The sequence below is a fragment of the Chryseolinea lacunae genome, assembly GCF_016735595.1.
GTDB classification, from domain to species: Bacteria; Bacteroidota; Bacteroidia; order Cytophagales; family Cyclobacteriaceae; genus Chryseolinea; species Chryseolinea lacunae.
The window spans coordinates 1-21,585 of the sequence record NZ_JAERRB010000004.1 but is presented as its reverse complement, the minus strand read 5'-3'; the positions used below and the strand labels follow the sequence as shown (position 1 = coordinate 21,585).

The 21,585-nt window shown below is 46.7% G+C and carries 23 protein-coding genes and 1 tRNA gene; 10 read left to right on the top strand and 14 right to left on the bottom strand.

All coding sequences use genetic code 11. The features are described 5' to 3' along the window. The first annotated feature begins 66 nt into the window (after positions 1 to 66). A complete protein-coding gene (locus tag JI741_RS12875; RefSeq protein WP_202010013.1) occupies positions 67 to 1,194 on the top strand; it encodes a carboxypeptidase-like regulatory domain-containing protein in 1,128 nt (375 codons plus the stop codon). An 8-nt stretch (positions 1,195 to 1,202) separates the two neighbouring features. Here the strand turns inward: JI741_RS12875 and JI741_RS12870 are convergent, their stop codons facing one another. Continuing rightward, positions 1,203 to 2,090, bottom strand: a complete 888-nt coding sequence (locus JI741_RS12870; protein WP_202010011.1) for a response regulator transcription factor — start codon at positions 2,088 to 2,090, stop codon at positions 1,203 to 1,205. A 188-nt stretch (positions 2,091 to 2,278) separates the two neighbouring features. Between JI741_RS12870 and JI741_RS12865 the strand changes: the two genes are divergently transcribed. Beyond that, positions 2,279 to 3,259, top strand: a complete 981-nt coding sequence (locus JI741_RS12865; protein WP_202010009.1) for a helix-turn-helix domain-containing protein — start codon at positions 2,279 to 2,281, stop codon at positions 3,257 to 3,259. An 11-nt stretch (positions 3,260 to 3,270) separates the two neighbouring features. Here the strand turns inward: JI741_RS12865 and JI741_RS12860 are convergent, their stop codons facing one another. The 3 genes from JI741_RS12860 to JI741_RS12850 all read right to left on the bottom strand — a co-directional run bounded on the left by JI741_RS12860 (position 3,271) and on the right by JI741_RS12850 (position 5,557). Next, positions 3,271 to 4,467, bottom strand: a complete 1,197-nt coding sequence (locus JI741_RS12860; protein ID WP_202010007.1) for a pyridoxal phosphate-dependent aminotransferase — start codon at positions 4,465 to 4,467, stop codon at positions 3,271 to 3,273. A 167-nt stretch (positions 4,468 to 4,634) separates the two neighbouring features. Continuing rightward, positions 4,635 to 5,243, bottom strand: a complete 609-nt coding sequence (gene recR / locus JI741_RS12855) for a recombination mediator RecR (RefSeq protein ID WP_202010005.1) — start codon at positions 5,241 to 5,243, stop codon at positions 4,635 to 4,637. A gap of 32 nt (positions 5,244 to 5,275) precedes the next feature. Then, positions 5,276 to 5,557: an ATP-dependent Clp protease adaptor ClpS gene (locus JI741_RS12850; RefSeq protein WP_202010003.1), complete on the bottom strand. Its 282-nt coding sequence runs from the start codon at positions 5,555 to 5,557 to the stop codon at positions 5,276 to 5,278. Positions 5,558 to 5,689: 132 nt separating this feature from the next. Here JI741_RS12850 and JI741_RS12845 point away from each other — a divergent pair, with 132 nt between their 5' ends. Beyond that, entirely contained in the window at positions 5,690 to 7,150 is a 1,461-nt protein-coding gene (locus JI741_RS12845) for a sodium:solute symporter (protein ID WP_202010001.1), read from the top strand. Between the two features lie 214 nt (positions 7,151 to 7,364). On the opposite strand, the gene JI741_RS12840 is transcribed toward JI741_RS12845, so the two are convergent. Together JI741_RS12840 and JI741_RS12835 are read right to left on the bottom strand one after the other, a co-directional pair. Then, a complete protein-coding gene (locus JI741_RS12840) occupies positions 7,365 to 7,679 on the bottom strand; it encodes a hypothetical protein (protein WP_202009999.1) in 315 nt (104 codons plus the stop codon). Between the two features lie 136 nt (positions 7,680 to 7,815). After that, on the bottom strand, positions 7,816 to 8,163 hold the full coding sequence (locus JI741_RS12835; protein ID WP_202009997.1) for an MGMT family protein: 348 nt from the start codon (positions 8,161 to 8,163) through the stop codon (positions 7,816 to 7,818). Between the two features lie 59 nt (positions 8,164 to 8,222). On the opposite strand from JI741_RS12835, the gene JI741_RS12830 reads away from it, so the two are divergent. The 4 genes from JI741_RS12830 (at position 8,223) to JI741_RS12815 (ending at position 11,991) form a co-directional block, all read left to right on the top strand. Further along, complete coding sequence (locus JI741_RS12830) at positions 8,223 to 9,761, top strand: putative Ig domain-containing protein (protein WP_202009995.1); 1,539 nt, start codon at positions 8,223 to 8,225, stop codon at positions 9,759 to 9,761. A 77-nt stretch (positions 9,762 to 9,838) separates the two neighbouring features. Further along, positions 9,839 to 9,923, top strand: a tRNA-Ser gene (locus JI741_RS12825). A gap of 244 nt (positions 9,924 to 10,167) precedes the next feature. After that, positions 10,168 to 11,430, top strand: a complete 1,263-nt coding sequence (locus JI741_RS12820; RefSeq protein ID WP_202009993.1) for a site-specific integrase — start codon at positions 10,168 to 10,170, stop codon at positions 11,428 to 11,430. Between the two features lie 3 nt (positions 11,431 to 11,433). Next, a complete protein-coding gene (locus JI741_RS12815; protein WP_202009991.1) occupies positions 11,434 to 11,991 on the top strand; it encodes a hypothetical protein in 558 nt (185 codons plus the stop codon). 70 nt (positions 11,992 to 12,061) lie between these two features. Here JI741_RS12815 and JI741_RS12810 read toward each other — a convergent pair whose 3' ends face one another. After that, on the bottom strand, positions 12,062 to 12,298 hold the full coding sequence (locus JI741_RS12810; protein ID WP_202009989.1) for a helix-turn-helix domain-containing protein: 237 nt from the start codon (positions 12,296 to 12,298) through the stop codon (positions 12,062 to 12,064). 336 nt (positions 12,299 to 12,634) lie between these two features. Between JI741_RS12810 and JI741_RS12805 the strand changes: the two genes are divergently transcribed. Both JI741_RS12805 and JI741_RS12800 read left to right on the top strand, forming a co-directional pair. Further along, positions 12,635 to 13,402, top strand: coding sequence for an RNA polymerase sigma factor (locus JI741_RS12805; protein ID WP_202009987.1), 768 nt, complete (start codon positions 12,635 to 12,637; stop codon positions 13,400 to 13,402). Positions 13,403 to 13,420: 18 nt separating this feature from the next. Further along, positions 13,421 to 14,518, top strand: coding sequence for a transposase (locus JI741_RS12800; protein ID WP_202009985.1), 1,098 nt, complete (start codon positions 13,421 to 13,423; stop codon positions 14,516 to 14,518). Between the two features lie 243 nt (positions 14,519 to 14,761). Here JI741_RS12800 and JI741_RS12795 read toward each other — a convergent pair whose 3' ends face one another. From JI741_RS12795 to JI741_RS12770, 7 genes are all read right to left on the bottom strand, one after another. Further along, a complete protein-coding gene (locus tag JI741_RS12795) occupies positions 14,762 to 15,232 on the bottom strand; it encodes a JAB domain-containing protein (RefSeq protein WP_202009983.1) in 471 nt (156 codons plus the stop codon). Positions 15,233 to 15,453: 221 nt separating this feature from the next. After that, positions 15,454 to 16,530, bottom strand: a complete 1,077-nt coding sequence (locus tag JI741_RS12790) for a relaxase/mobilization nuclease domain-containing protein (protein WP_369411771.1) — start codon at positions 16,528 to 16,530, stop codon at positions 15,454 to 15,456. Continuing rightward, entirely contained in the window at positions 16,505 to 16,861 is a 357-nt protein-coding gene (locus tag JI741_RS12785; RefSeq protein WP_236676078.1) for a plasmid mobilization protein, read from the bottom strand. Before JI741_RS12785 ends, JI741_RS12790 begins: the two co-directional genes overlap by 26 nt. Before the next feature lie 25 nt (positions 16,862 to 16,886). Next, positions 16,887 to 17,012 (bottom strand): hypothetical protein, encoded by a 126-nt coding sequence (locus JI741_RS32795; RefSeq protein WP_255534550.1) that lies wholly within the window; start codon positions 17,010 to 17,012, stop codon positions 16,887 to 16,889. Beyond that, positions 17,009 to 17,374 carry a hypothetical protein gene (locus tag JI741_RS12780; protein ID WP_202009977.1) on the bottom strand — a complete coding sequence of 122 codons (366 nt, stop codon included), beginning with the start codon at positions 17,372 to 17,374 and terminating at the stop codon, positions 17,009 to 17,011. The genes JI741_RS32795 and JI741_RS12780 overlap by 4 nt, the downstream gene beginning before the upstream one ends. Positions 17,375 to 17,382: 8 nt before the next feature. Beyond that, on the bottom strand, positions 17,383 to 17,922 hold the full coding sequence (locus tag JI741_RS12775) for a hypothetical protein (protein WP_202009975.1): 540 nt from the start codon (positions 17,920 to 17,922) through the stop codon (positions 17,383 to 17,385). 2 nt (positions 17,923 to 17,924) lie between these two features. Beyond that, a complete protein-coding gene (locus JI741_RS12770; protein ID WP_202009973.1) occupies positions 17,925 to 18,611 on the bottom strand; it encodes a P-loop NTPase family protein in 687 nt (228 codons plus the stop codon). A 1,339-nt stretch (positions 18,612 to 19,950) separates the two neighbouring features. Here JI741_RS12770 and JI741_RS12765 point away from each other — a divergent pair. Then, complete coding sequence (locus JI741_RS12765) at positions 19,951 to 21,291, top strand: hypothetical protein (protein ID WP_202009971.1); 1,341 nt, start codon at positions 19,951 to 19,953, stop codon at positions 21,289 to 21,291. Positions 21,292 to 21,585: the final 294 nt, after the last annotated feature.

Genomic DNA, 21,585 nt, shown 5'->3' with positions numbered 1-21,585 from the left:
TTTCTTTTCGTCGCCTGCTTTCTGTTTTTTAGTGTCCAGGGGCAAAAACTGACCCTCTCCGCCCGGGTGCTGGACAACGAAACACAGGAACCGCTCACCTATGCCTCCATAGGCATCAAGGGTAAGCCTATCGGCACCATCTCCAACCTGCAAGGCGAGTTCGATTTCCATTTCCCGTCCGAATACCGCAACGAGCTGCTCATCATCAGCATGATTGGCTACGAAAACTTCGAAGCCCCCATCTGGTCGCTCGTTGAAAACAACACAAAGGTCATCCTCATGGTGAAATCCACCACCGTGCTGCCCGAAATTGTGGTCACCGACTCACTCACCGGCGGCGAAATTTTGCAGATCGCCCTCAGCCGCATCGAACAAAACTTTCCCATGAAACCCTTCATGCTCGACGGTTTCTATCGCGACGTCAAAAAAGTGGGAGGCACCTACATCTCCCTGCTCGAAGCCGCCGTAAAAATCTATGACGAAAACTATGCCGAGCCCCGAAACAAATCCAAACTCCGCGAACGCGTGAAGCTGGTGGAAGTGCGCAAGAGCCTGGGCTACGACAACAAATTCACCACCTACTTCGGGCAACGCAACCTGCTGGAAGACCTGCTACTCCACAACAACATCCGCTACCGCCAAATTGAAGCCGACGACGAATTCCTCAGCAACATTGTGCGCGAGAAAGACTCTTTCTATAATGACCAGGAAATTTATGTAGTGTCAAACACAAAAGATTTTTTCCTCCAGGTCTACATCAATAAAGAAGACTATTCCATCCTGCGTTTAGAATTTGAAATCAGCGGCGACAACCACGAGAAGCGCCGCAACCTGGTGAGCAAATACATCTCGTTCAAAAAAACCATCGACTTCAAACGCTACAACGGCAAGATGTATCTCAACTACATCACCGTCACGTCAAAAGAGCGATGGTATGAAGAAGCCAACGACAAGTTCCAATTCGAAACCGAACTCGTGCAAAACCTGCTGGTGAACCACGTCTTGCCCGAACCCGCCTCGCGCATCGGCACCACCGAAAAAATGCGCAACTACGGCCTGCAATACCAGGACTACCCCTACAACAAAAAATTCTGGGACGACTACAACGTCATCAAAGACACACCCGTAGACCGCAAGGTGCTCGACGACCTGGAAAAGATTGCACCGCTCGAAAAGCAATTCGAAAACAACTAAGCATTCTTTTATGCCTCCGCCATGCGGCGCTGCCACGAAACCGTGATGTCTTTTGTGCCGCGCGGGGTTGCTTTTTTGCGCACATAATCGCTGGGCGAATGATGATGCTGTTCTTTGAAGCAGCGCGCAAAATAGGAGAGACTGGTAAAGCCCACGCGATAGGCCACTTCACTCACGTTGCCCACGCGCTTCTTCAACAACTCGGCCGCGCGTTGCAACCGGAGACGACGCATAAAATCGTTGGCCGAATATCCCGTCACGGCCATGAGGCGGCGATAGAGTTGTGCGCGACTAAGACCCACCTCGCGCGCAAATGCGGCAATGGTGAAGCCACCGTTCTCAAGATGCTTCTCAGCCACAGTCATCACATGCTGCATAAAACGATCGTCTTCCGATTGCCATTGGTCGGCAGGGTCGGGCACTACGGGTTGGCTGTATTTGCGTTGCAGGTTGCAGCGCAGTTGTATGAGGTTCTGAATGCGCATCTGCAATTCCAAAAAATGAAACGGCCGCGTCACAAAATCGTCGGCACCCTGATAGAGGCCTTTCATCTTGCTGTAGATATCCGTTTGTTCCGACAGCAGAATCACGGGAATGTGATTGGTCGATTCGCTTTGCTTCAGTTGCGCACAGAGTGGCAGCCCATCGTCGGTCAGGGTCATGAGGTCGGTAAGGATGAGGTCGGGCACCCTTTGCTGGGCCAGCGCCAGACCTTGTTCGCCGGTGGTGGCCACGTGCACCACATAGTTATTGCAGAACATGGCGGCCAGCGCGGCACACTGTGCCTGGTCCTGCTCCACAATCAGCAAGGCGAAGCGCGGCTGGTCGTGATGATTCACGTTCAGACCAAAATGAATTTCAGGAATTTGAAAAGTTGAAGCGGTTAGGGGTGTCATGAGGGTAAGGCATTTTTTTTAACACTTCGAAAATAGCGTGCTGCCCAACGCGCCTTGTGGCATATTCTACCGACGCCCCACTTTTGTTATTCATTTATTACCCCGCATCGGCACACTCAACGGCTTGCAATGCCGGTGGAGTTGCATTTTTTGCAAATGGCTCCGAACTTTTGTAGTATTATTTGCAAATGACCCTCACAGACAACATCCAGTCCGCCTTTCTCGACCAGGTGAAGCGCCGGCTCGCGCCCAACCTTTCCATGGCCGACGAACTGTCGGACATCCTCAACATCAGCCGCGACAGCGCCTACCGCCGCATCCGGGGCGAAACCATCCTGTCGCTCGACGAAGTGAAGACCCTCTGCAACCGCTTCGGCGTTTCGGTCGACTCTTTGTTATCGCCATCAAACGAAATGGTGTCGTTCCACTACCGCGTGGTCGACTCCAAACACTTCACGTTCGACAAGTGGCTGAAGTCTGTGCTCCACAACCTCGAAATGCTGGTGCCCTTCACCGACAAACAGCTCATCTATTTCGCGAAAGACATTCCGGTGTTCTACTATTTCAACTCACCGTTGATGGGCCCCTTCAAAATGTTTTTCTGGATGAACTCCGTGCTGAAAGAAGAAGACTATCAGGATGTGCCCTTCTCGCCCGACCTCATCCCAAAAGAACTGGTGACACTCGGCGAAAAAATATGGCGACGCTACACCGAAACACCGCGCATCGAAATCTGGAGCGAAGAAACGTTGAACGTAACGCTGCGGCAAATCGAATTCTATCACGAGTGTGGCTTCTTTGCTAACCCGCAACACGCCGCGCAATTGTGCGATGAATATATTCTGCTGGTGCGCGAAATCCGTTCGTGGGCCACGCTGGGCTATCGCGACAAACCCGAAAACAAATTCCACCTCTACAAAAACGACCTGCTCATTGCCGACAACACCATCCTGTTTCGCATGGGCGACAAACGTGTCACGTTCATTCCCTACAATACCATGAACATACTCACCACGTCGCAGGAGCCGTTTTGCAAACAAACCGAAGATTACCTGGTGAACCTCATCAACAAATCGGTGCTCATCAGCACCACGGGCGAGAAAGAAAGAGCAAAGTTCTTCAACCAGATGGAACAGAAGATCATCCAGTTGAAGAACCGTATAGTGTAGCTGCTAAATTTTTATTTCAATGTGGCCAGCGCATCTTTCATGCGCTTCAGGGCTTCTTTCAAATCTTTTTCAGAAGCGGCATAGCTCAGGCGCACGCAATCTTCATCGCCAAAAGCACCACCGGGCACCAGGGCCACGTGTCCCTTCTCCAGCATCCACAAACAGAAGTCGTCGGCATTCTTAATCACAAACGAACCATCGGCTTTGCCGAAGTAAGAGCTCACATCGGGGAAGAAGTAGAAAGCACCTTCGGGGAAATTGGTTTTCACACCGGGAAGTTCTTTCAGCAATTGATACACAATTTCGCGACGGTTGCGATATTCGGCCACCATCTTGTTGGTGGGCTCAATGTCGCCGGTCACGGCCGCAAGAGCAGCGCGTTGGGCAATAGAGCAGTTTGCTGAGGTGATCTGGCCTTGCACTTTGTTGCAGCCGTCGGCAATCCATTTGGGAGCGGCAATGTAGCCCACTCTCCAGCCGGTCATGGCAAAGCCTTTCGCAAAGCCGTTCACGGTAATGGTGCGGTCGAACATGCCGGGGAACGAGGCAATGCTCACCTGCTCGCCTGTGAAGTTGATGTGCTCATAGATCTCGTCGGCAATCACCAACAAATCTTTGTGCTTCAACACCACGGTGGCAATGTCTTGCAATTCTTTCTTCGAGAACACCGAACCCGTAGGGTTGCAGGGCGAAGAGAAGATAATGAGTTTTGTTTTCGAAGTGATGGCAGCTTCAAGTTGTGCGGCCGTCACTTTAAAATCATTTTCAATGCCACCCTTCACAATCACGGGTGTGCCTTCGGCCAAACGCACCAGGGCGTCATAGCTCACCCAATAAGGAGAGAACACCACCACTTCGTCGCCGGGATTCAACAGGGCGAGCATGGCGTTGGCAATCGACTGCTTGGCGCCGTTCGACACCACAATATTTTCGGCCTTATAGGGCACGTTGTTTTCTTTCTGATACTTGGTGGCCAGTGCTTCGCGCAAATCCTGGTAGCCGGCCACGGGAGGGTAGGCAAAATACTTTCCTTCGTCAATCGCATTCTTGGCAGCGTCGCAGATGTGCTTTGGGGTTTTAAAATCGGGTTCGCCGAGGCTAAGGCCGATCACGTCGATGCCTTTGGTTTTGAATTCACGAGCCTTTGCCGCCATGGCCAGCGTGGCTGACTCCTGGATGGCTTCGATGCGGTTAGAAAGTTTTGTCATAAGTTGTTGTGTTGCAAAATGAAAAGCGGGCAAAGAAAATAATTTAAATCCGAAGTTGGAAGGTCACGCACGAGGTTAACGGATAAAAATTCAGCAGGTTCGTGCTAACGAAAGGTAGTTAACGGAAAATAATAGCCGGGCGGAAAGAGGCTTGAATGAATGGACGACTAACCAAAAAGTGTGCGCCCGATGATGCTGCGACCCAACGTAATTTCGTCGGCATATTCCAGGTCGCCTCCCACGGGAACACCCCGCGCAATCACACTCACTCTCAACAACAGGTCTTTGATGCGACGGTTAATATAGAACGCCGTGGTGTCGCCCTCCATGGTGGGGCTCAGCGCAAGAATCACTTCCTTTATTTCGGTCTGGCCCTGACTGAGCCGCGCCACCAGCGTCTCAATGTTGAGGTCCGTTGGCCCGATGCCATTCATGGGAGAGATCACGCCCCCCAGCACATGATACACGCCGTTGTATTGCGCCGTGTTTTCAATGGCCATCACATCTTTGGCGTCTTCCACCACACACAGCAACGCGCGGTCGCGGCGGGGGCTGCGGCAAATGGAGCAAACCTCCTCGTCGGAAATATTGTGGCAGGTGGTGCAGAATTTAATTTTGGAGCGAAGGGTCACCAGCGCGTCGGCCAGGGCCATCGTGTTTTCTTCTTTATCTTTTATGAGATGAAGAACCAACCGCAGGGCTGTTTTTTTGCCGATGCCCGGAAGCTTTGAAATCTGGTTGACGGCATTTTCTATCAGTTTCGAAGGATATTCCACCCTGGTGTTTTACGGTTTTTGCGTTTGGGGCATTACAGAATGCGGGCGTCGATGCCGGCTTCGCAGATGGCTTCGCGCAACGGCTTCAGAAAATTGAACGTGCCCATTTTCACGGCACACTTGCCCTTGTAGTGAATCAGCAACGTGCACTGTTCAGCTTGCTCCGGCGTGTGTTCACAAACGCGGATGAGCGTGGCAATGACATGGTCAAACGTATTCACGTCGTCGTTAAACACCACGAGGTCCATTTGGTCAATGGTCTCCGTAGCCTCCAATACATCAACAAGTACTTCTTCCTGGTAAGCGGGCTTCATAGCGCAAGAAAATTTTCGGAAACACAAAGGTAGCGATTTTCAGCCACGAAGGGAATAGCCCGGGCGGGTTTTAAAATTTGGATTTTCCCCCCATCTGCAAGTTCTTTGACCCTTCAAAAAACAACAAACACCATGACCCCAGCCCTGGTTGTCACCATCATGATTGTGTATTTCGGCGTGCTCATTCTCATTTCCGTAATCACGTCACGCGGAGCCGACACAAACACGTTTTTCACCGCCAACCGCCAGTCGCCGTGGTATCTGGTGGCCTTTGGCATGATCGGCTCCTCCCTCTCCGGCGTCACATTCATATCCGTTCCCGGCAACGTGGGCAAAATCGGCTTTGGCTACTTCCAGGTGGTGCTGGGCTACCTGGTGGGCTATTGGGTCATCATCGGGGTGTTGATGCCGTTGTACTACCGCCTCAATCTCATATCGATCTACACCTACCTCGAAAAGCGTTTCAGCTTCTGGTCCTACAAAACCGGAGCTTTTTTCTTCCTGGTGTCGCGCACCATCGGGTCATCCCTTCGCCTCTATCTGGCCGCCACGGTTTTGCAACTGTTTTTGTTCGACGCCTGGCACGTGCCCTTCATTGTCACCGTGGCCACCACCATCGTGCTCATCTGGATCTACACATTCAAAGGCGGCGTAAAAACCATCGTGTGGACCGACTCCTTTCAAACCATCTTCCTCATCACCGCCGTGTGCATTGCCGTGTGGCAGATCACGGGCCGGCTGGGCTGGTCGTTTAGCGAAATGGTGAGCACTCTGGCCAACGGCCCCTATGCGCAGGTGTTCCACTTCGAAGATGCGGCCTCCACACAATTTTTCTGGAAACAGTTTTTAGGCGGCGCGTTCATCACCATCACCATGACGGGCATGGACCAGGAGATCATGCAAAAAAACCTGACGTGCAAAAACCTGGGCGAAGCGCAAAAGAACATGTTCTGGTTCAGCATCACGCTGGTGGTCGTCAACATTTTGTTCCTCATGCTGGGCGCATTGCTCTACCTCTACAGCGCACAAAACAACATACCCGTGCCCGCCTCTTCCGACACGCTGTTTCCTTCGCTTGCTGTGCATGAACTCGGTCTGGCCGTGGGCATCTTCTTCCTTCTGGGCATAACGGCATCGTCATACGCCAGCGCCGACTCAGCCCTCACGGGATTGACCACTTCGTTTTGCATCGACTTCCTGAATTTTAAAGACAAAGACGAAGCCACCAAGAAGCGTCAGAAATTTATGGTGCACGTAGGGTTCTCCCTGCTGTTCCTGGTCATCATTGTCGTGTTCAAAGAAATCAACGAGCGGTCGGTCATCGACGCGGTGTTGAATGTGGCGGGCTACACCTATGGTCCATTGCTGGGGCTGTTCACGTTTGGCATCTTCACAAAGCTCCAAGTGCGCGACAAACTGGTGCCGTTCATTTGTGTGTTGTCGCCGGTGTTGTCGTATGTGATTAGCGCCAACTCCGAAGCATGGTTTGGTGGCTACAAGTTTGGACTGGAAATTCTGGTGCTGAACGGACTCATCACCTTCCTTGGCCTGGCACTCACATCGCGAAAAAGCGACAGCGTTGTGTCACTTTAAAAAAGTGTCGCGTGTAGAAATTTTTAGTGCGAGAGGAATGATTGCGCGCAGGAGATTGTGAAAAAACTTGCCGCAAAAAAATAGGATGCCCATAAAAAGGAAAAGGCCGATCCCCTGTTAAGAAGACGGCCCGATCCCGATTAAAAACCAACCCCACTTATTCTGACCAAAACATTGGTGGCCTAGACAGGGCCCCAAGCTTTGGGAATGTGTTCTACTGCTTGATGTACTGAAACTCACGTTGCGCCTCGCCTTTGGTGATGCGGATCGTGTAGGTGTCAGTGGTGGCATTGCCAAAGTCGATAATCATCTTTCTCCTTTCCAGAGCTTGCGATGTCAGCAACGCGCCTTGCGACGTGAATACTTCGACTGTGGCGCCCACAAATTTTTTCTGCGCCTTAAATACAAAGAATGTCCTGTGTTTGGAGCCGCCAACCTTCAGGGTTTCACCGTGGCCGGAAGAAGAGGCGTGGGTGGTGGCGGAGATCGAAACCAAAGCCGCTACCAGAAAAGTGATGAGGAGCTTCATGAGAGGTCGTTCTTTGGAAGGGCATATTCCAAACCACATGCCATGAGGCCCACCCGCGAATTTGGGCTGGTTTAGGGGGATTGCTAAATGGAGGGTCTTGAAATGGGACGAATTTTTCCCGGCTTAGGATGGGCGCCTAAAGTTCCAGCTCAATCGTGGGGTCCCAAAGCACATCCTTGAAGTGCTTAATCTTATCGTTTACCACAACAATGCCCTCTTTCTCGAGGCGTTTCTGCATGGCACCAGGGGGTTTGAAGTGAACTTTGCCCGTCAGCATGCCCGCGCTGTTCACCACGCGGTGGGCCGGCAATCCCTTCGGGCAGCCGTGCATGGCCCACCCCACCATGCGTGCACTCGATTTCGCTCCCAAATAGCGGCCAATCGCCCCGTAGCTGGTCACGCGCCCTTTTGGTATAAGTCGCACAACTTCATACACGTCTGCGAAAAAGTCGTTGGATGCTCCTTTCTTTTTGACCTGAGGCATATCATAAAATTTTGTTCTTGCTAAATTTACCGTTTCTTAAAAACCTACAACATCTCATCGTGAAGCGAACCATCTTTCTGTCACTCTGCCTCATCTCCACCACCATCGTCTACGCACAAAACATACAACTGATCTTTCCCGATTCGGTTGGCTGGAATGTTTTGAACGAAAATCAAGAATTAAATTTTCGCGTCAAAACACGTCCCGAAGTCAAAGCGCGCTTCTCCATCGAGGGCACCGAAGGCCTGGGCATACAGTTCGACTCCCTGGGAAACTTTAGCTGGAAGCCGTCCTTCGACCTGGTGGACCGTGTAGCAAAAACAAAAGACATCTCGCTCATTTTCCAGGCCGCACAACCCGACGGCAAGCGCGAACGCAAAACCATATCGTTCATCGTCAAGCACGTTAACCGCCCGCCAGTAGCCGAAGAGTTGCCCGTGCTCTATGTCAAGCAAGGCAAAGAAAATTCATACCAGATCAGCGCCGACTATGTCTACGACGAAGATGGCGACCCCATGTCGTTCCGCTCACCCCAAACCCAACTGCCCGAAGGCGCAGCACTCTCCTCGCAGGGACAGTTCACCTGGACACCCTCGCGCACACAATTTGCAAACCTCAAAAACAACCCCCTCACCATCGAGTTCATTGCCCAGGATCAACCCGACAAAGCCGAAACAAAAGGCAAACTCCGGATCGCACAAACACAACTTGACCTGCCCTCCGAAATTCAGATCCTTCCCATCGACACACTCTTCTCCATCAAAGAAGACGAAACCCTGAACCTCAAAATCTACATCAGCGATCCCAACGGCGACGACAACGTGCGCAGCGCCGGCTTCATTGCCAGCGACAAACGCATACCCGCCGCCAGCTTCAAAGAAAACACACAACTGCTCTACGAATTTACCTGGACACCCGGCTACGAATTTGTAGACGACGCCCAAACTTCCCTCACCCCCGAAATCACGTTCTTCGTGCTCGACAAATCAAACAACCGCACCCAGAAGAAAGTGAAAATCAAAGTGGCCGACACCGAAAACATGATCAAGAAAGACGCTCACCTGTTTTCAAAATACCGCGGCAACCTCATCGACGCCATCGTGCTGCTCCAGCAAATCGATGCCAACCAAAAGAAACTGAACCAGGACTATAAGAAAGCCAAGAAGGGCAAGAAAAACCGCTCCATCGTCAACGCCTCCCTGGGTGCCGTCACCGGTTTCACCCCGATCATTGTCGACGATCCCAACAGCGCCAAGGCCGTCAGCGGCGTGGGCGGCACAACGGTGCTCACACTTGGCACCCTCGAAGCCACCGAAGTGATCGGCCGTAGCAAGGAGAACATCCTCGAAAAAATCAAAATCAGCATCGACTTGCGCAACAAAATCCAATCTACCGGCGACGACTTTGCCCGCAAATACGCCCTCAAAGTGAACCGCCGCAGCCCCGAATTCGACAAAGACATCGAAAAAATGCGCGCCGCCCTCAACGACCAGCGCATCGTGCTCCTGGAACTGGACGCCTACAACAAAAACGTGAACAAAATCGACGACAAAGACATCCGCAGAGTGTTCCTGGACTACGGCGACGAAACAAAATAAGGGAAAGTTGCCAGCCAGGGTTGGCCGAAAACCCAGAAACATATACATTTGCACTCCCAAAATCACCGCAAACACACAGAGGAGTGGCAGAGCGGTCGAATGCGGCGGTCTTGAAAACCGTTGAACCGCAAGGTTCCGGGGGTTCGAATCCCTCCTCCTCTGCGAACTACACACCAAACAAAGTTAAAACCCCGAATTCGTAATGAATTCGGGGTTTTTTCTTTTTTGGGCCATCCAAAACATTCAATTGTAAGCAACTCGTAGGTGGAGAATCGGTGCACTTGGTCTAAGCCAAAAACCAAGTGCACCGAATTGCTCACAAGTATCTGAAAAACAACTAGTTCAACGCAAGAACATCTTGTTTTCAGGTGCACCGGCGACGTATTTTCAACTAAAATACAATACAATGAATGCAACAATTAGCGTCCTGTTTTTCGCGAGAAAGTCAAAACCAAACCATCGTGGTGAGGTACCCATCTACATGCGGGTAACGCTCAATGGCGAGCGATACGATCTCGGCACCAAGAGATTCATTCCTATACAGAATTGGTCTGTTGAAGCCGGTAAAGCAAAAGGCAATTCGGAAATAGCACGATCCATCAATTCATTCCTCGAAACACTACGCGCAAAAGCATTTGACCATCAACGGCAAATTCTTGTGGAGGGCAAACCACTCACTCTACAGGAGTTTAAAAATCGCTGGCAAGGAATTTCATCGGAAAGGTCAAGAATGCTCATGGAAATTTTCGAACAGCATAATGGCCAGATGAAATCCCTAGTCAATCGCGAGTTTTCTCCTCTCACTTTGGAGCGTTACATAACATCTAAAAAACACACGCAAGAGTTCATGAATTGGAAGTATAAAGTGAACGATATCGATATTAAAAAGCTCAACTATGAATTTATAACGGACTATGAATTTTGGCTGAAGTCAGTGCGAAGATGTGATCACAATACCGCAATGAAATATCTCTCCAACTTCAAGAAAATAGTAAACCTCTGCATTAAAAATGGTTGGCTCGACCGTGATCCCTTCGTTGGCTTCAAGATGTCTAAAAGAGAGGTTGAAAGACCTTTTTTGCTAGAAGGCGAATTAGAGAAAATTACAAAAAAAGAGTTTAACATTCTTCGAATCAAGCAAGTTCGAGACGTATTTGTCTTTTGCTGCTATACTGGCCTTTCCTATGCAGATGTTGAGAAATTAACGAGGGATGAAATCACGACTGGAATTGATGGCGAGAAATGGATATGGACGAAAAGGCAGAAAACGGATACTGCAACACGGGTGCCGTTATTGCCTCAAGCTCTAGAAATCCTTAATCGTTACAGCGCTGATCCCCAGTGCTTAAATAACGAAAAACTCCTACCTGTTCTTAGCAATCAAAAAATGAACACCTATTTAAAGGAGATAGCAGATGCTTGCGGCATCACCAAAAAAATGACATTTCATACAGCTCGGCATACTTTTGCCACAACAGTGACCTTAACCAATGGCGTTCCCATAGAGACGGTGAGCAAAATGCTCGGTCATAGAAATTTAAAAACCACCCAGCACTATGCCAAAATACTCGACATCAAAGTAAGTAATGACATGACCATGTTGAAGGAAAGACTTCAATCAAACATGGTCGCAACCAACTCAACAATTGATAACAAGGATAAATCTTAATATATGAACAAAATTGTCACATATCTAGAAAGCAAAGAGGTGGTCTTTCATGGTGCCCTAGCATTAATCATCCTCTACGTGCCACACGCCGGACACCTTTTCAAGGATTTAGAGCACCTTGATATGACCTTATTTGGCCTTACGTTCATGAATTGGTTCTATGGTATTGCGCTTGCGGCTGTAATCGAATTTCTAATCTTAATCTTTGTTATTAATGGTTATCGATCAATTGGGAAGTTCTACGCCGTGGTCAGTTTCTTTCTCAATGCGCTCTATTACGACTATTGGTTTTTGGCAGTAAAAGAACCATCCATTGAAAATGTAAAGATGACGGTGATAAGTTTCTTGATCTGCATGACGCATTCGCTAGCGGTATGGCAATTAAGCGAGCTTTTTTTCAAACGTGTAACGGCAGACAAAGAGAAAATCGTTGAACACTGGTGCGATGAATGCGAAGCGGGTCCATTTCCAAATAAAAGATCTCTTGATGGACATATTTCGAAAGCTCACAAGGGTAAGAAAAAGGAATCCCTGAAAATCCCAATAACCAGCGGTGACTAAACGATTTTGAAGTAACGCTCGAAGTCGAGGCCAATACTGATTCGCAGGTTTTTACGAGGCCTTGTGACTGTTATTTTATATACTTTTCCGGCAAAAAGTCTTTGGGAGAACAGTCCATTTCTTTTGCTAATTGGTTCAGATGATCAAGTTTATACTTGCTCGCGGAATTGGGGCTTTCAACTTGGCCAATAAAACCTCTGGATACATTTAAAAACATGGCTAAGTCGTCTTGCGTGTATCCCTTTTTTTGGCGCACTTCTCTAACGCGATCGATAACAGAAATTTCGAATTTTGATTTCTTTGCCATGCGTATTGGCAAATACAAAAAAGATCATTATTATTGCGCTTAGCTATAACTAAGCAAATGATCTTAGCTGCTGTTGCATAGATTAGTTATTAATAAATTAGCGATTGTTATAAGAAATTAAAGCATTCGCACTTAGCGTCGCGTCCGAAAACTGGTAATTTTCAAATCCACGGGACAATAAGTGATGTGCTCACGCCATTGGCGTGGGCCCACTTATTCGTGGATAGGTATACCAGTACCTCGGACATGTAAGTTGGGTTCCACGCCATATTTTTTATGTAAGCACCTGACTTACAGTAAGACGCTCCAGATTCTAAATCTGAATTAAAGGAGCGCATGAAAAAAAATCAGATCGATACTAGCGAACATCAAATTTTTCAAGTCTTCACCTCCGACTCAGAGCACGGTCTAACGCTTATATATAACAGACTGTCAAAACCTATTCAGCGATATGGCCTTCGACTTGTCCAAGACGAATTCACTGTAAATTCCATTATTCAAGAAGCCTTTTTGAAGATGTGGGTATTCAGAGAGAGAATGACCAGCATGGACCACATTAGAAGATTCTTAAAACTAATTGTGCGTTGGGAATGTATGGCCTATTATCGAAATTCAAAGCTACAATTCTACCGCCGCCTTGTCAGTCTTGACTGGTTTGACACAAAAGCTATTGATTCATTCCCTGAACAAGATGGAGTAGACTCAAAGAGTAAATTCCTAAATGAAGTGCTCCTGCGTATCCCGTCACTTCCCAATCACGGGCAACGACGGATACTTGATCTGCATCTTTGTGAGGGATTAACCGCGAAAGAAATCTCTCAACGCTTAAAGCTACCTGTTCAAACAGTGAACAAGGAAATTGAAAGCGCCTGTGAATACCTGCGCTCGCTATTAGTCCCGAAAACGTCTTCATCAATCTACAGACGAACTTCCACAGAAATTCGATTCTATCATGATAGGCTAACGACTGAACAGAGTCACATATATTCAATGCGGCTAAATCTTCACTATACCTTCCTGCAAATTTCCGAACTTCTAAAACTCCCTCTACCCTATGTCCAGCAGCAATATGTAAAAGCACATGCCATCTTAAAAGAGATTTAATACCCGTTACCTGTCGCAATGAAAGAAACTACAATCACCACGACGCGAAAGATCCAGATACTGATAGATAGCCCTGACAAAGACTTCATCAAGGACGCTTATAAGACCTTGTCCCGCTGGCAGTCTATCTGCCAGCGAAGCGCCAACTACCTTTTCACGCACCAGTTCATCCAACACCAGTTAAAAGACATGGTGTATCTGAGGGAGGATATCCAACTCAAGCTTGCGGATTGGACGACCGATCCTCAAGGGATGCTGACAACCTCCCGCCAGAACAGCACCTACCGGTTCCTCTCCAGCCAATTCAAAGGACTGATCCCGATGCATATTCTAAATGCGTTAAATCATACCTTAGTGGTTACCTATTCCCAAAAAGCTGGAGCGTATCAGCGTGGAGAAGAATCGATCTCGAATTATAAGCACGATATTCCTATACCGTTTCTGGCCGAGAACGTGCGTCGGCTCACCTATATCAAGGAGCGGAACGAATACAGTTTTCAACTATTCTCCATTCCCTTTCGAACCTATCTGGGTCACGACCAGGTGGACAAGCGCAGACTAATGCAACAATGGCTGGAGGGGACAGTTAAATTCTGCGGCAGTTCTCTACAGCTGGCAAAACGAAAGCTATATCTGCTTGCCACTTTTGAACAGAAAAAGGAGCAGCTCGTCCTTTCCGATGAAATAATTGCCGAAGCATCCCTGTCCCTTGACTATCCGGTAGTGCTCACCATCGGAAAAGCTGTATTCAAGGTCGGTAGCAAGGAAGAGTTCTTATACAGGCGCATGGCCATCCAGGCGGCGCGACAACGCGCCTTGAGCGCCGCCACATTTTGTCGCGGCGGCAAAGGTAAAAAGCGAAAGTTCCAAGGTGCCGCCAAATTCAAGGACATTGAGAAAGCGTTTGTTCGCACCAAGCTCCACACCTACAGCAAAAAGGTGATTGACCTTTGCCTCGCTCATAAGGCAGCAACACTGATTCTTGTAAACCAACAGGAGAAAGAAGAACAAGCGAAGAACAATGCATTTGTTTTCCGGAACTGGGGCTATGGCGGGTTGAAAGAGAAACTGGCCTACAAAGCCGCGCGGGCAGGGATAACGATCATAACAGAATAACTTTTTTTGACTTGAGCGTCGAAAAAAAAAGAGGGTGCTTGTAAACCCGTAAAGTGAGGCCAAGATTAGCACTCACTAAGTAAGGTCCGGAATGCTGGCCAACGGAGGAACATGATGAGCGTCGTGATAGAAGGCCATTGGCGTGGACTTAATCAAAGACAAAAATGTTTTTCCAGACACCAGGTCCTAATTCTTACATACAACGGCTCACTTATTCGTTTTTTAAAGTGAGGAAATAAGGGGCTATAATAACCCCTCGTCTGCGAATGAATAATAGCTTTCGCTAGTAAGTATGATGTGGTCCATCAGTTGGATTTCCAACAGCTTAGCGCCTTCGCTGATTCGCTTGGTAAAGCTAATGTCTGCTTGGCTTGGCGTGAGATTTCCAGAAGGATGGTTGTGGCTTAATATGATGCCAGAGGCACCTACTTTTAAGGCTGCAACAAAGATGAGCTTGGGATCAACGACGGTAGCGCTCATGCCACCGGTAGAGAGTTCGTAGATACCCAGGACGCGATTGGCCCGATTGACAAAGAGTATCTTAAACTGTTCAACCAGTTCAATTTTTGACAGGTCCCAGGATTGCATCAGTAAAGCGCCAGCGTCTTTGGAGCTACTGATCTTGGCCCGGGAAGAAGGTTTGATGGAAGACTTGTAAGACAGTTCAATTTCTGCCACTTCGAATTGTTTTGATTGATTGGTGTTGTTTTCCATAATCGTTAAGAATTTAATTATGGAACTGCCTTTGCGAAGGGTAGCCGAGCTGTCAATAAGGAAACGGAATAAATTTGAAAAAGACACATGACCGAAGGCTCCCTGAATTTTATGCCGTAAGCTTTTGACTGCTCGCTGCATCCGCTGCCCGAAGCATCTTTGTGACAGAATTAATTCTTCAACGATTTGGACCCAATCAATAAAATCTTTCGAGTGTGAATTTACCGCCCAAAGCTTTTTCTGCGTTTCCGCTTCCGTGTCAATCCTAGCGATGCTTCTGGTGCTTGGTCACGCTCAAGATGAGGGCTGATTAGGCTACCAATAATGCCGGACAGCAAGTCTGCTTCGCTTGGATTCTTTGAGTTTGGAAGGCCTTTGGTCTTTGGACTAGCTTCCAAATTTCTGTAGGTCCCGAAAGTGTGCTTAGTCGACTTCTCATTCGAAATCGGTGACTTTTTATGCCCATCCATGTCACCTCGCTTCGCAGCGACAGTTTTTGATCGGGAATTGGTATTGAGAATGGTTTGGCTATCCCGCTGCTTGTCATAGTCTATTTTATCTTTTAGCGTTGTCCACTTGAATTCATTCCCAAGCTTAGAGCCTGTCACTACCATTCCTTGGTAAGAGTACGACACACCGCTCACATGCCCTGTACTGGCAATATTAAATTGCGTTGCTACTCCTTTCTTCTCTAGCGCCTGGATGAATTCTGAAACCGTCATATTGGAATTCGAATCCATGATTCCTTTCACCATTGCCTGTAGCTGTATTTTAAGTGAAGGTTGTCCCGTGCGCTTCATCATCTCCAATTCATCCTTGGTGACAGCCCGCTTTGTAGCTTGTTTGCTGGGAGCCACGTTGGTGAGGTTGTACTTTATTTCAAGACCACGGAGTATTTTCTCGCTGCGTGCGAAATCATTGCAGTCGCTTAGCACCTGTCCATCAAAACCAATACGGTTAACCAGGATATGAAGATGTGGGTGATCCGCATCGTAGTGCCTGAAAATGATGAATTGATGCTGATTGAACCCATTGGCTTTCAGGTAATCATTGGCAATCCGTTTCATGGTATCATTGGAAAGATTCTCATGTGGTGGAAAATTCAGGGAGGTGTGGTAGAAAAATTTCTGAAGGTTTGGCCGCAGTACCTTCACCATCTGAATTTCTTTCATGATTGATTTTTCGGTGACGCGGGAAAAGGAATGGTCGAGCACCTCGGCCAGGTTTTTTTCCACCTTCTCCAGGTTGTAACGCAACGCGCCACGGAATCCCTTACCCTTGATCTGGTTCCCCGTCACTGGTCAATGCTTTTAATATGTAATCCAATGCCTCCTTCAATTCAACCTGTTGGGCGCTGTATTCCTTTGGAAATTCCCCGAGATTGATTCTGTGCGTTATCTGATTAAGGTTAACGCCGATCCTTTTCAGCTCACGATACAGGTCCGCTTCTACGGGAGACAACTTTACCGATGGAAATTTCCCGGTAAACACAATCCGACGTATCCAGTTCGCGGGTGTCATGCCGCTGCCTTGCGCATAAGCAACCGCTTTGGCATGCTCCGCTTCGGTCAGGCGAATGTTCACCTGAATGATACGCTTGTCTATATCGTTTACCTTTGGGCGTGACATCATCTATAAAAACAGAACGAAGTGGTCAGGTTGATTTATAAAAAGCTTCTCCAAGCCGTTGGAGCGTAGCAGAAACATGGCTTGCTCCGTTAAAAGCAAGCACTACTTCCTGTTTAGCTAAGCTGCTATTACTTGCATTTACTTTATTCATTTTGATTTACTTTTAGCGTTCTTTGAAATACTTGATCCAATTTTATCGCGTTTGAATCTTCCTGGAACTAGTTGGACATCATTCAACTCATACGCATCTTTAAAACTAAACCTCTGGCCGCCCTCAAGGGAACCAGAGGATACTTTGGGGTTCTTCTTCTTATATCTTAGTATTGCTTGTGCAAGCGCGAAATAGTGAATTTCAACCGGCGTCCCTGCTTCCTTCTCCAAATCGTCTTTGACTATGTCCATCGCCATTGTTGGCCCCATAGAAGTAATTACATTCGCATACAATTGAACAATCAAGTTGTAAACGCCCTTCTTTCTCTGTTGTAAGAATTTAATGATATGTTTCTTTTCCATAACAGAAATCAATATCGCGTCGAAATGCTATCCTTACCCAGATATACCCGCACTGTGTTCTTGTCAACCTTCGTGAATTCATGGAAATTTTTGATAGTACCGCGCTTAGCAGCAACAAAGTCAATATAATAGTAGCCGGCATTGTCAATCCTAACTTTCTGAATCAACTCAACTGTCTTTTTAGATGACTCAATTATCATTTTCGCTTTTTTGAGATCCGCGTTGATCGACCATACCCAAGTCGCGAGCCAAGCAAAACCTAATAACATTCCACCCCACAAAGTCCATTTGGCCGCTATACCCAGTTGAAAACCGAATGCTGCCTTGAAAGAATTTAATTGAAATACCCGTGGCTCTACCTTCGCAGCGGCCTCATGGATGCGAAAAGCGATGTCAGCATTTTTCTGATTATTTAGCTGCATATCTTTATGAATTGCGAACAGCGCTGGAATCACGGGGTCGGTTGGCGGATAAATAATTCCATACTCCTTGATCAGAAAGGCACAGTATGACCGCAAATCGCGTTTTAGTTTCTCGTCCTGTGTCATCTTTAAAGATTTAAGTCTTCGATTGGTTTTCTAAAGTATAGGGCCGTGAAGGGGCTTAATCCACTTATACCTTTTCCTGCCCTTAAAACATTTTCAATAGTTCGCATTGCTATTTCACCTTTGTCTTTAACCAAATCGAAGTGGATTAACGGCAGGTTCTTTTCACCAAGAAAGTCATTGAGGTCTTCCTGCTGTTTTTCCGACAGCGGATAGAACCCATTGTGCGCAACAATCACTTTGATAACTCCCTTGGTTGCGTCATGCAGTTCGTGTAGATACTCCATTGTCGCTTTGAATATGTTTCCACCGCCAATCACACAAATGATCTGTAGCTCAATTCCATTCTCCGAGAGTGTCTGCTGGATGATCTCAATGCCGTTCATTGAAAAATACTTGGGTAACTGCTCAGCCACACTGGCTCCCAGATCTGCAACATATAATACATCATCATCTTCGATAAGACTTTCAAAAAGGCCGCCAAAAGCACCGCGGTCTATTCTTTTTGTGCACGGATCAAGAAACGAAACCCTTATAGGGTCTCGATAGGCGAGCTGTTTCATCGAAGTAGTTGTGGCATCATCTAAATCGAGTATCACGGCATCTTTATATTTCTCAGCTAACATGAATGTAAGAACGGATTTTCCGGACCCGCCTTTTGCTTGAGTGATAAAATGGATATTCTTTTTCATAGCGTGTTTATTTATCTGGGCTGCTATCGTCTGAATCTTACTGATGAGGTTGTCTCAATAAGTCGTTGACGTCTTTATGAATGGTACGGAAATCTTGCTACTGAGATTTGCGCGAAAAAAAGCATCAAAATTATTTGATTCGATTTGTGTCAAAATGATTAAGCGGATTTTATAAAAACTGAACCGTTTGATTCGAAATGTTGCGTTTTGATACCTAAAAAAATATTTTTTAATTTTTTTAAGACTTGGCCAATTATCGCACCCGTTCGCAAACTTGCCTAGCGATATCTTATATATCAGCAAACCCGCCAGAAGCAAGTACTTTTTATTATTAACTAAAGCTGTATAAATCACGAGTGGAGATCCTTCCCAGAGCTCTCAGATACCGTTACTCCCTTGTCTTGGTACATCGAAGCTGAGGCGAATGTTCGTTCGAGTATGATGAATTCGCTAAAATCACGAAGCACTTAGTCTTGGCTAACCAAATGTGCTCTTTAATGGAAATAGTTAAGACTTGACAATCCGAACCTGTATTCAATACAATACTCTATCAAATGCGAATTCTGACTTTTATTAGGTTCAGTCAAGTGGAGAGTCTGGCCCCCATTGACCACTTATTTCAGGAGGGCGTGATCCGCTAAAGTTACGTGAGGATTTTAAACTTCGTCTAGGTTTCTGAACCCCTAATTGCTAGACTTGTTTCAGATCAAATGGTGGCGGACTTGGGTGGTGACGTGATCTGAAAATTGATGGTCATGGCAAAACGGAAAAAGATGGTCAGCCCACTTCGGATTCTGCATAACGACCTCGGAATTTGCCACGTATGCTCCTAAAAAGATCGAGTGGCCAGGGTTCACGAAGTCTCCACCCACCATTTAAATTTGTAAAAATCTTGACTTGAATTCAGAAAATGAATTATATTCGATTAGGTTCCTTGCCTCACCTGATCCAATCTGATCGCTAGCCCACCCGGAATCAAATAGGTCGTTTATGTAAATTTCTTTTGCTGAAGGGCATGGCTCGGTCGTACTTCTTGTAAAAAACGCGCCATGAGACTTGTTGTGATTACGACGTAAAACGATCCCACTAAAGTATACAGTTCTTATTGTTCATGCAGCGCCATGCATCCGCTCAGGGTTGTCAAAAACTTTGAGGTAAAGACATGATTCGGAGAAGCGATATAGGGCACCTAGATAAAAGGCTAAAAACATTTTATTTGACCCACTGCATTAACGGGATTTCTAAAAAAAGCCAAAAAGCATAAGTGATAAGCTTTTCTAACTTGGCTTTTGCTCTGGATTTCAGAGTAATAATTACTACAAAATAAAAACCCACTGACATGTATAAGCACGCGTTTCTTGTTGTCCTTAGTTTGTTTACTATTACTAATCTTCAAGCCCAACTTTTTGGGGGTGAGAAAGTCTACGTTTTCGGTATCAGATACAGAGCCAAAGAAGTGACGGGACAGAAAAGGTTTGAAGCAAATTCCTATTTGTATAAAACGTCAATACTTAACCCACTTCATGCTAAAGTAAGAAATGAGGTTTACTATAGCATAGGATCATATCGATTGAATCAAAATACCTATCAGGCGCTTGATCTATTCAATTTATCTTTTCAGCGAAATGACTACCCGTTGCTCGATCTGATTGATTTTGATTATTATCGGTCAGTAGGATTGCCCAATCTCGAACGTCAAGATCCTTCAATCCTCGACGATGTAAATTATCTTAAAATCAAACATTATTTGCAAGATTCAACTCATTTGACAGTGAAGAGTCGAAAAGCAATTCTGTTTACTTTCCCAGTTGCGTTGACTGACAAGATCATATTAACGAGGTATGAAGTCATAACCAATCATTTTAATATCGATAAGACAAAGATGACTAAGACCACAGCAGAATTACGAGCACAACTGGATACGATAAACTTGAATTTGTCCACAGCGGTTGCTGCAAAAGTCCGGGCTTACCTCAGCCACCTGGCGGATCAGGCTACAGTAATGCAGGGTGATTACCTCGACATAAGACTACATCCATCCTATGTTGCAAAGATCGATTATTATATAAATAAGTCGTTACGAGTGGATGCCGGCAACGATCAATTTGCAGCCAATCTGAAAAGCTATATCGCATCAGACGAGGCGGCCTTCAATGATGAGCTTGTGGCAATTCAGCTTAAAGGGAGTTTCAAAAAGACAACCATTAGCATTGACTCTATCGCAGCTGATCTTTCTGCAAAATTCCAATTGTCAGGGGATGCTATTAAAAAAATATCCGCAGCAGTTAATTTTACTTTTACACGTAATGAAAAAATTATTTTCTCAAACGAATTCAATAACGCATGGGTAATTCGATACTTTACTTCTGAGTTGATGGATAAACTGAATTTCAAGAAGATTGGTTACGTAGATGGCCAAACTGACGGTAGGAATATGGGAAGATTGAATAGGTTCTTGGAGGAATATTATACGAAAAACGGCAGTTTCCCTCCTAGCCTTAAGAATATAGGAATTGATGATCTGATCGACGCAATTGGAGAATCTAGGCTGGATTATAGATACAGTTCACCTCAGAAAATAAGGTTAACCTTCGCTGCTGCGGATTATGAATTATTTACCAACGATGACAGAATCTACGAGGGGAGTGATGGTAAGATTTCTGCAATAACTACCCGGTAATCAGTGTTAATCCATCGAATTTCGAACCCCATGGCACCCCATCTTTTGAGGGTCTCGGTCAGAAACGAAAACGAGACCGTCTCCATTGGACGGTCTCGTTTCATTTATTCAGATCAATCCGTAAGCTTCCCCTGAGTAGCTACACTCGAATGTAATAATTATCATCGTAAACCCCTTGTTGGAATGTGGGATACTCGGTGTCGGCCTGTGCGGCTGGGAGTCTTCCACATTTCAACAGGAACGCCCGTGGCGTAATGTTATCTAAGCTGTCATGGGGTCGAACATTGTTGTATT

Bases quoted from the DNA above. Each gene is read 5' to 3' on its own strand.
- JI741_RS12840 (WP_202009999.1), bottom strand. From the start codon at position 7,679: ATGAAGCTCCTCATCACTTTTCTGGTAGCGGCTTTGGTTTCGATCTCC.
- JI741_RS12810 (WP_202009989.1), bottom strand. From the start codon at position 12,298: ATGGCAAAGAAATCAAAATTCGAAATTTCTGTTATCGATCGCGTTAGA.
- JI741_RS12800 (WP_202009985.1), top strand. From the start codon at position 13,421: ATGAAAGAAACTACAATCACCACGACGCGAAAGATCCAGATACTGATA.
- JI741_RS12815 (WP_202009991.1), top strand. From the start codon at position 11,434: ATGAACAAAATTGTCACATATCTAGAAAGCAAAGAGGTGGTCTTTCAT.
- JI741_RS12820 (WP_202009993.1), top strand. From the start codon at position 10,168: ATGAATGCAACAATTAGCGTCCTGTTTTTCGCGAGAAAGTCAAAACCA.
- JI741_RS12770 (WP_202009973.1), bottom strand. From the start codon at position 18,611: ATGAAAAAGAATATCCATTTTATCACTCAAGCAAAAGGCGGGTCCGGA.
- JI741_RS12835 (WP_202009997.1), bottom strand. From the start codon at position 8,163: ATGCCTCAGGTCAAAAAGAAAGGAGCATCCAACGACTTTTTCGCAGAC.
- JI741_RS12785 (WP_236676078.1), bottom strand. From the start codon at position 16,861: ATGTCACGCCCAAAGGTAAACGATATAGACAAGCGTATCATTCAGGTG.
- JI741_RS12865 (WP_202010009.1), top strand. From the start codon at position 2,279: ATGACCCTCACAGACAACATCCAGTCCGCCTTTCTCGACCAGGTGAAG.
- JI741_RS12805 (WP_202009987.1), top strand. From the start codon at position 12,635: ATGAAAAAAAATCAGATCGATACTAGCGAACATCAAATTTTTCAAGTC.
- JI741_RS12775 (WP_202009975.1), bottom strand. From the start codon at position 17,922: ATGACACAGGACGAGAAACTAAAACGCGATTTGCGGTCATACTGTGCC.
- JI741_RS12845 (WP_202010001.1), top strand. From the start codon at position 5,690: ATGACCCCAGCCCTGGTTGTCACCATCATGATTGTGTATTTCGGCGTG.
- JI741_RS12795 (WP_202009983.1), bottom strand. From the start codon at position 15,232: ATGGAAAACAACACCAATCAATCAAAACAATTCGAAGTGGCAGAAATT.
- JI741_RS12860 (WP_202010007.1), bottom strand. From the start codon at position 4,467: ATGACAAAACTTTCTAACCGCATCGAAGCCATCCAGGAGTCAGCCACG.
- JI741_RS12870 (WP_202010011.1), bottom strand. From the start codon at position 2,090: ATGACACCCCTAACCGCTTCAACTTTTCAAATTCCTGAAATTCATTTT.
- JI741_RS12780 (WP_202009977.1), bottom strand. From the start codon at position 17,374: ATGGAAAAGAAACATATCATTAAATTCTTACAACAGAGAAAGAAGGGC.
- JI741_RS32795 (WP_255534550.1), bottom strand. From the start codon at position 17,012: ATGAATAAAGTAAATGCAAGTAATAGCAGCTTAGCTAAACAGGAAGTA.
- JI741_RS12765 (WP_202009971.1), top strand. From the start codon at position 19,951: ATGTATAAGCACGCGTTTCTTGTTGTCCTTAGTTTGTTTACTATTACT.
- JI741_RS12850 (WP_202010003.1), bottom strand. From the start codon at position 5,557: ATGAAGCCCGCTTACCAGGAAGAAGTACTTGTTGATGTATTGGAGGCT.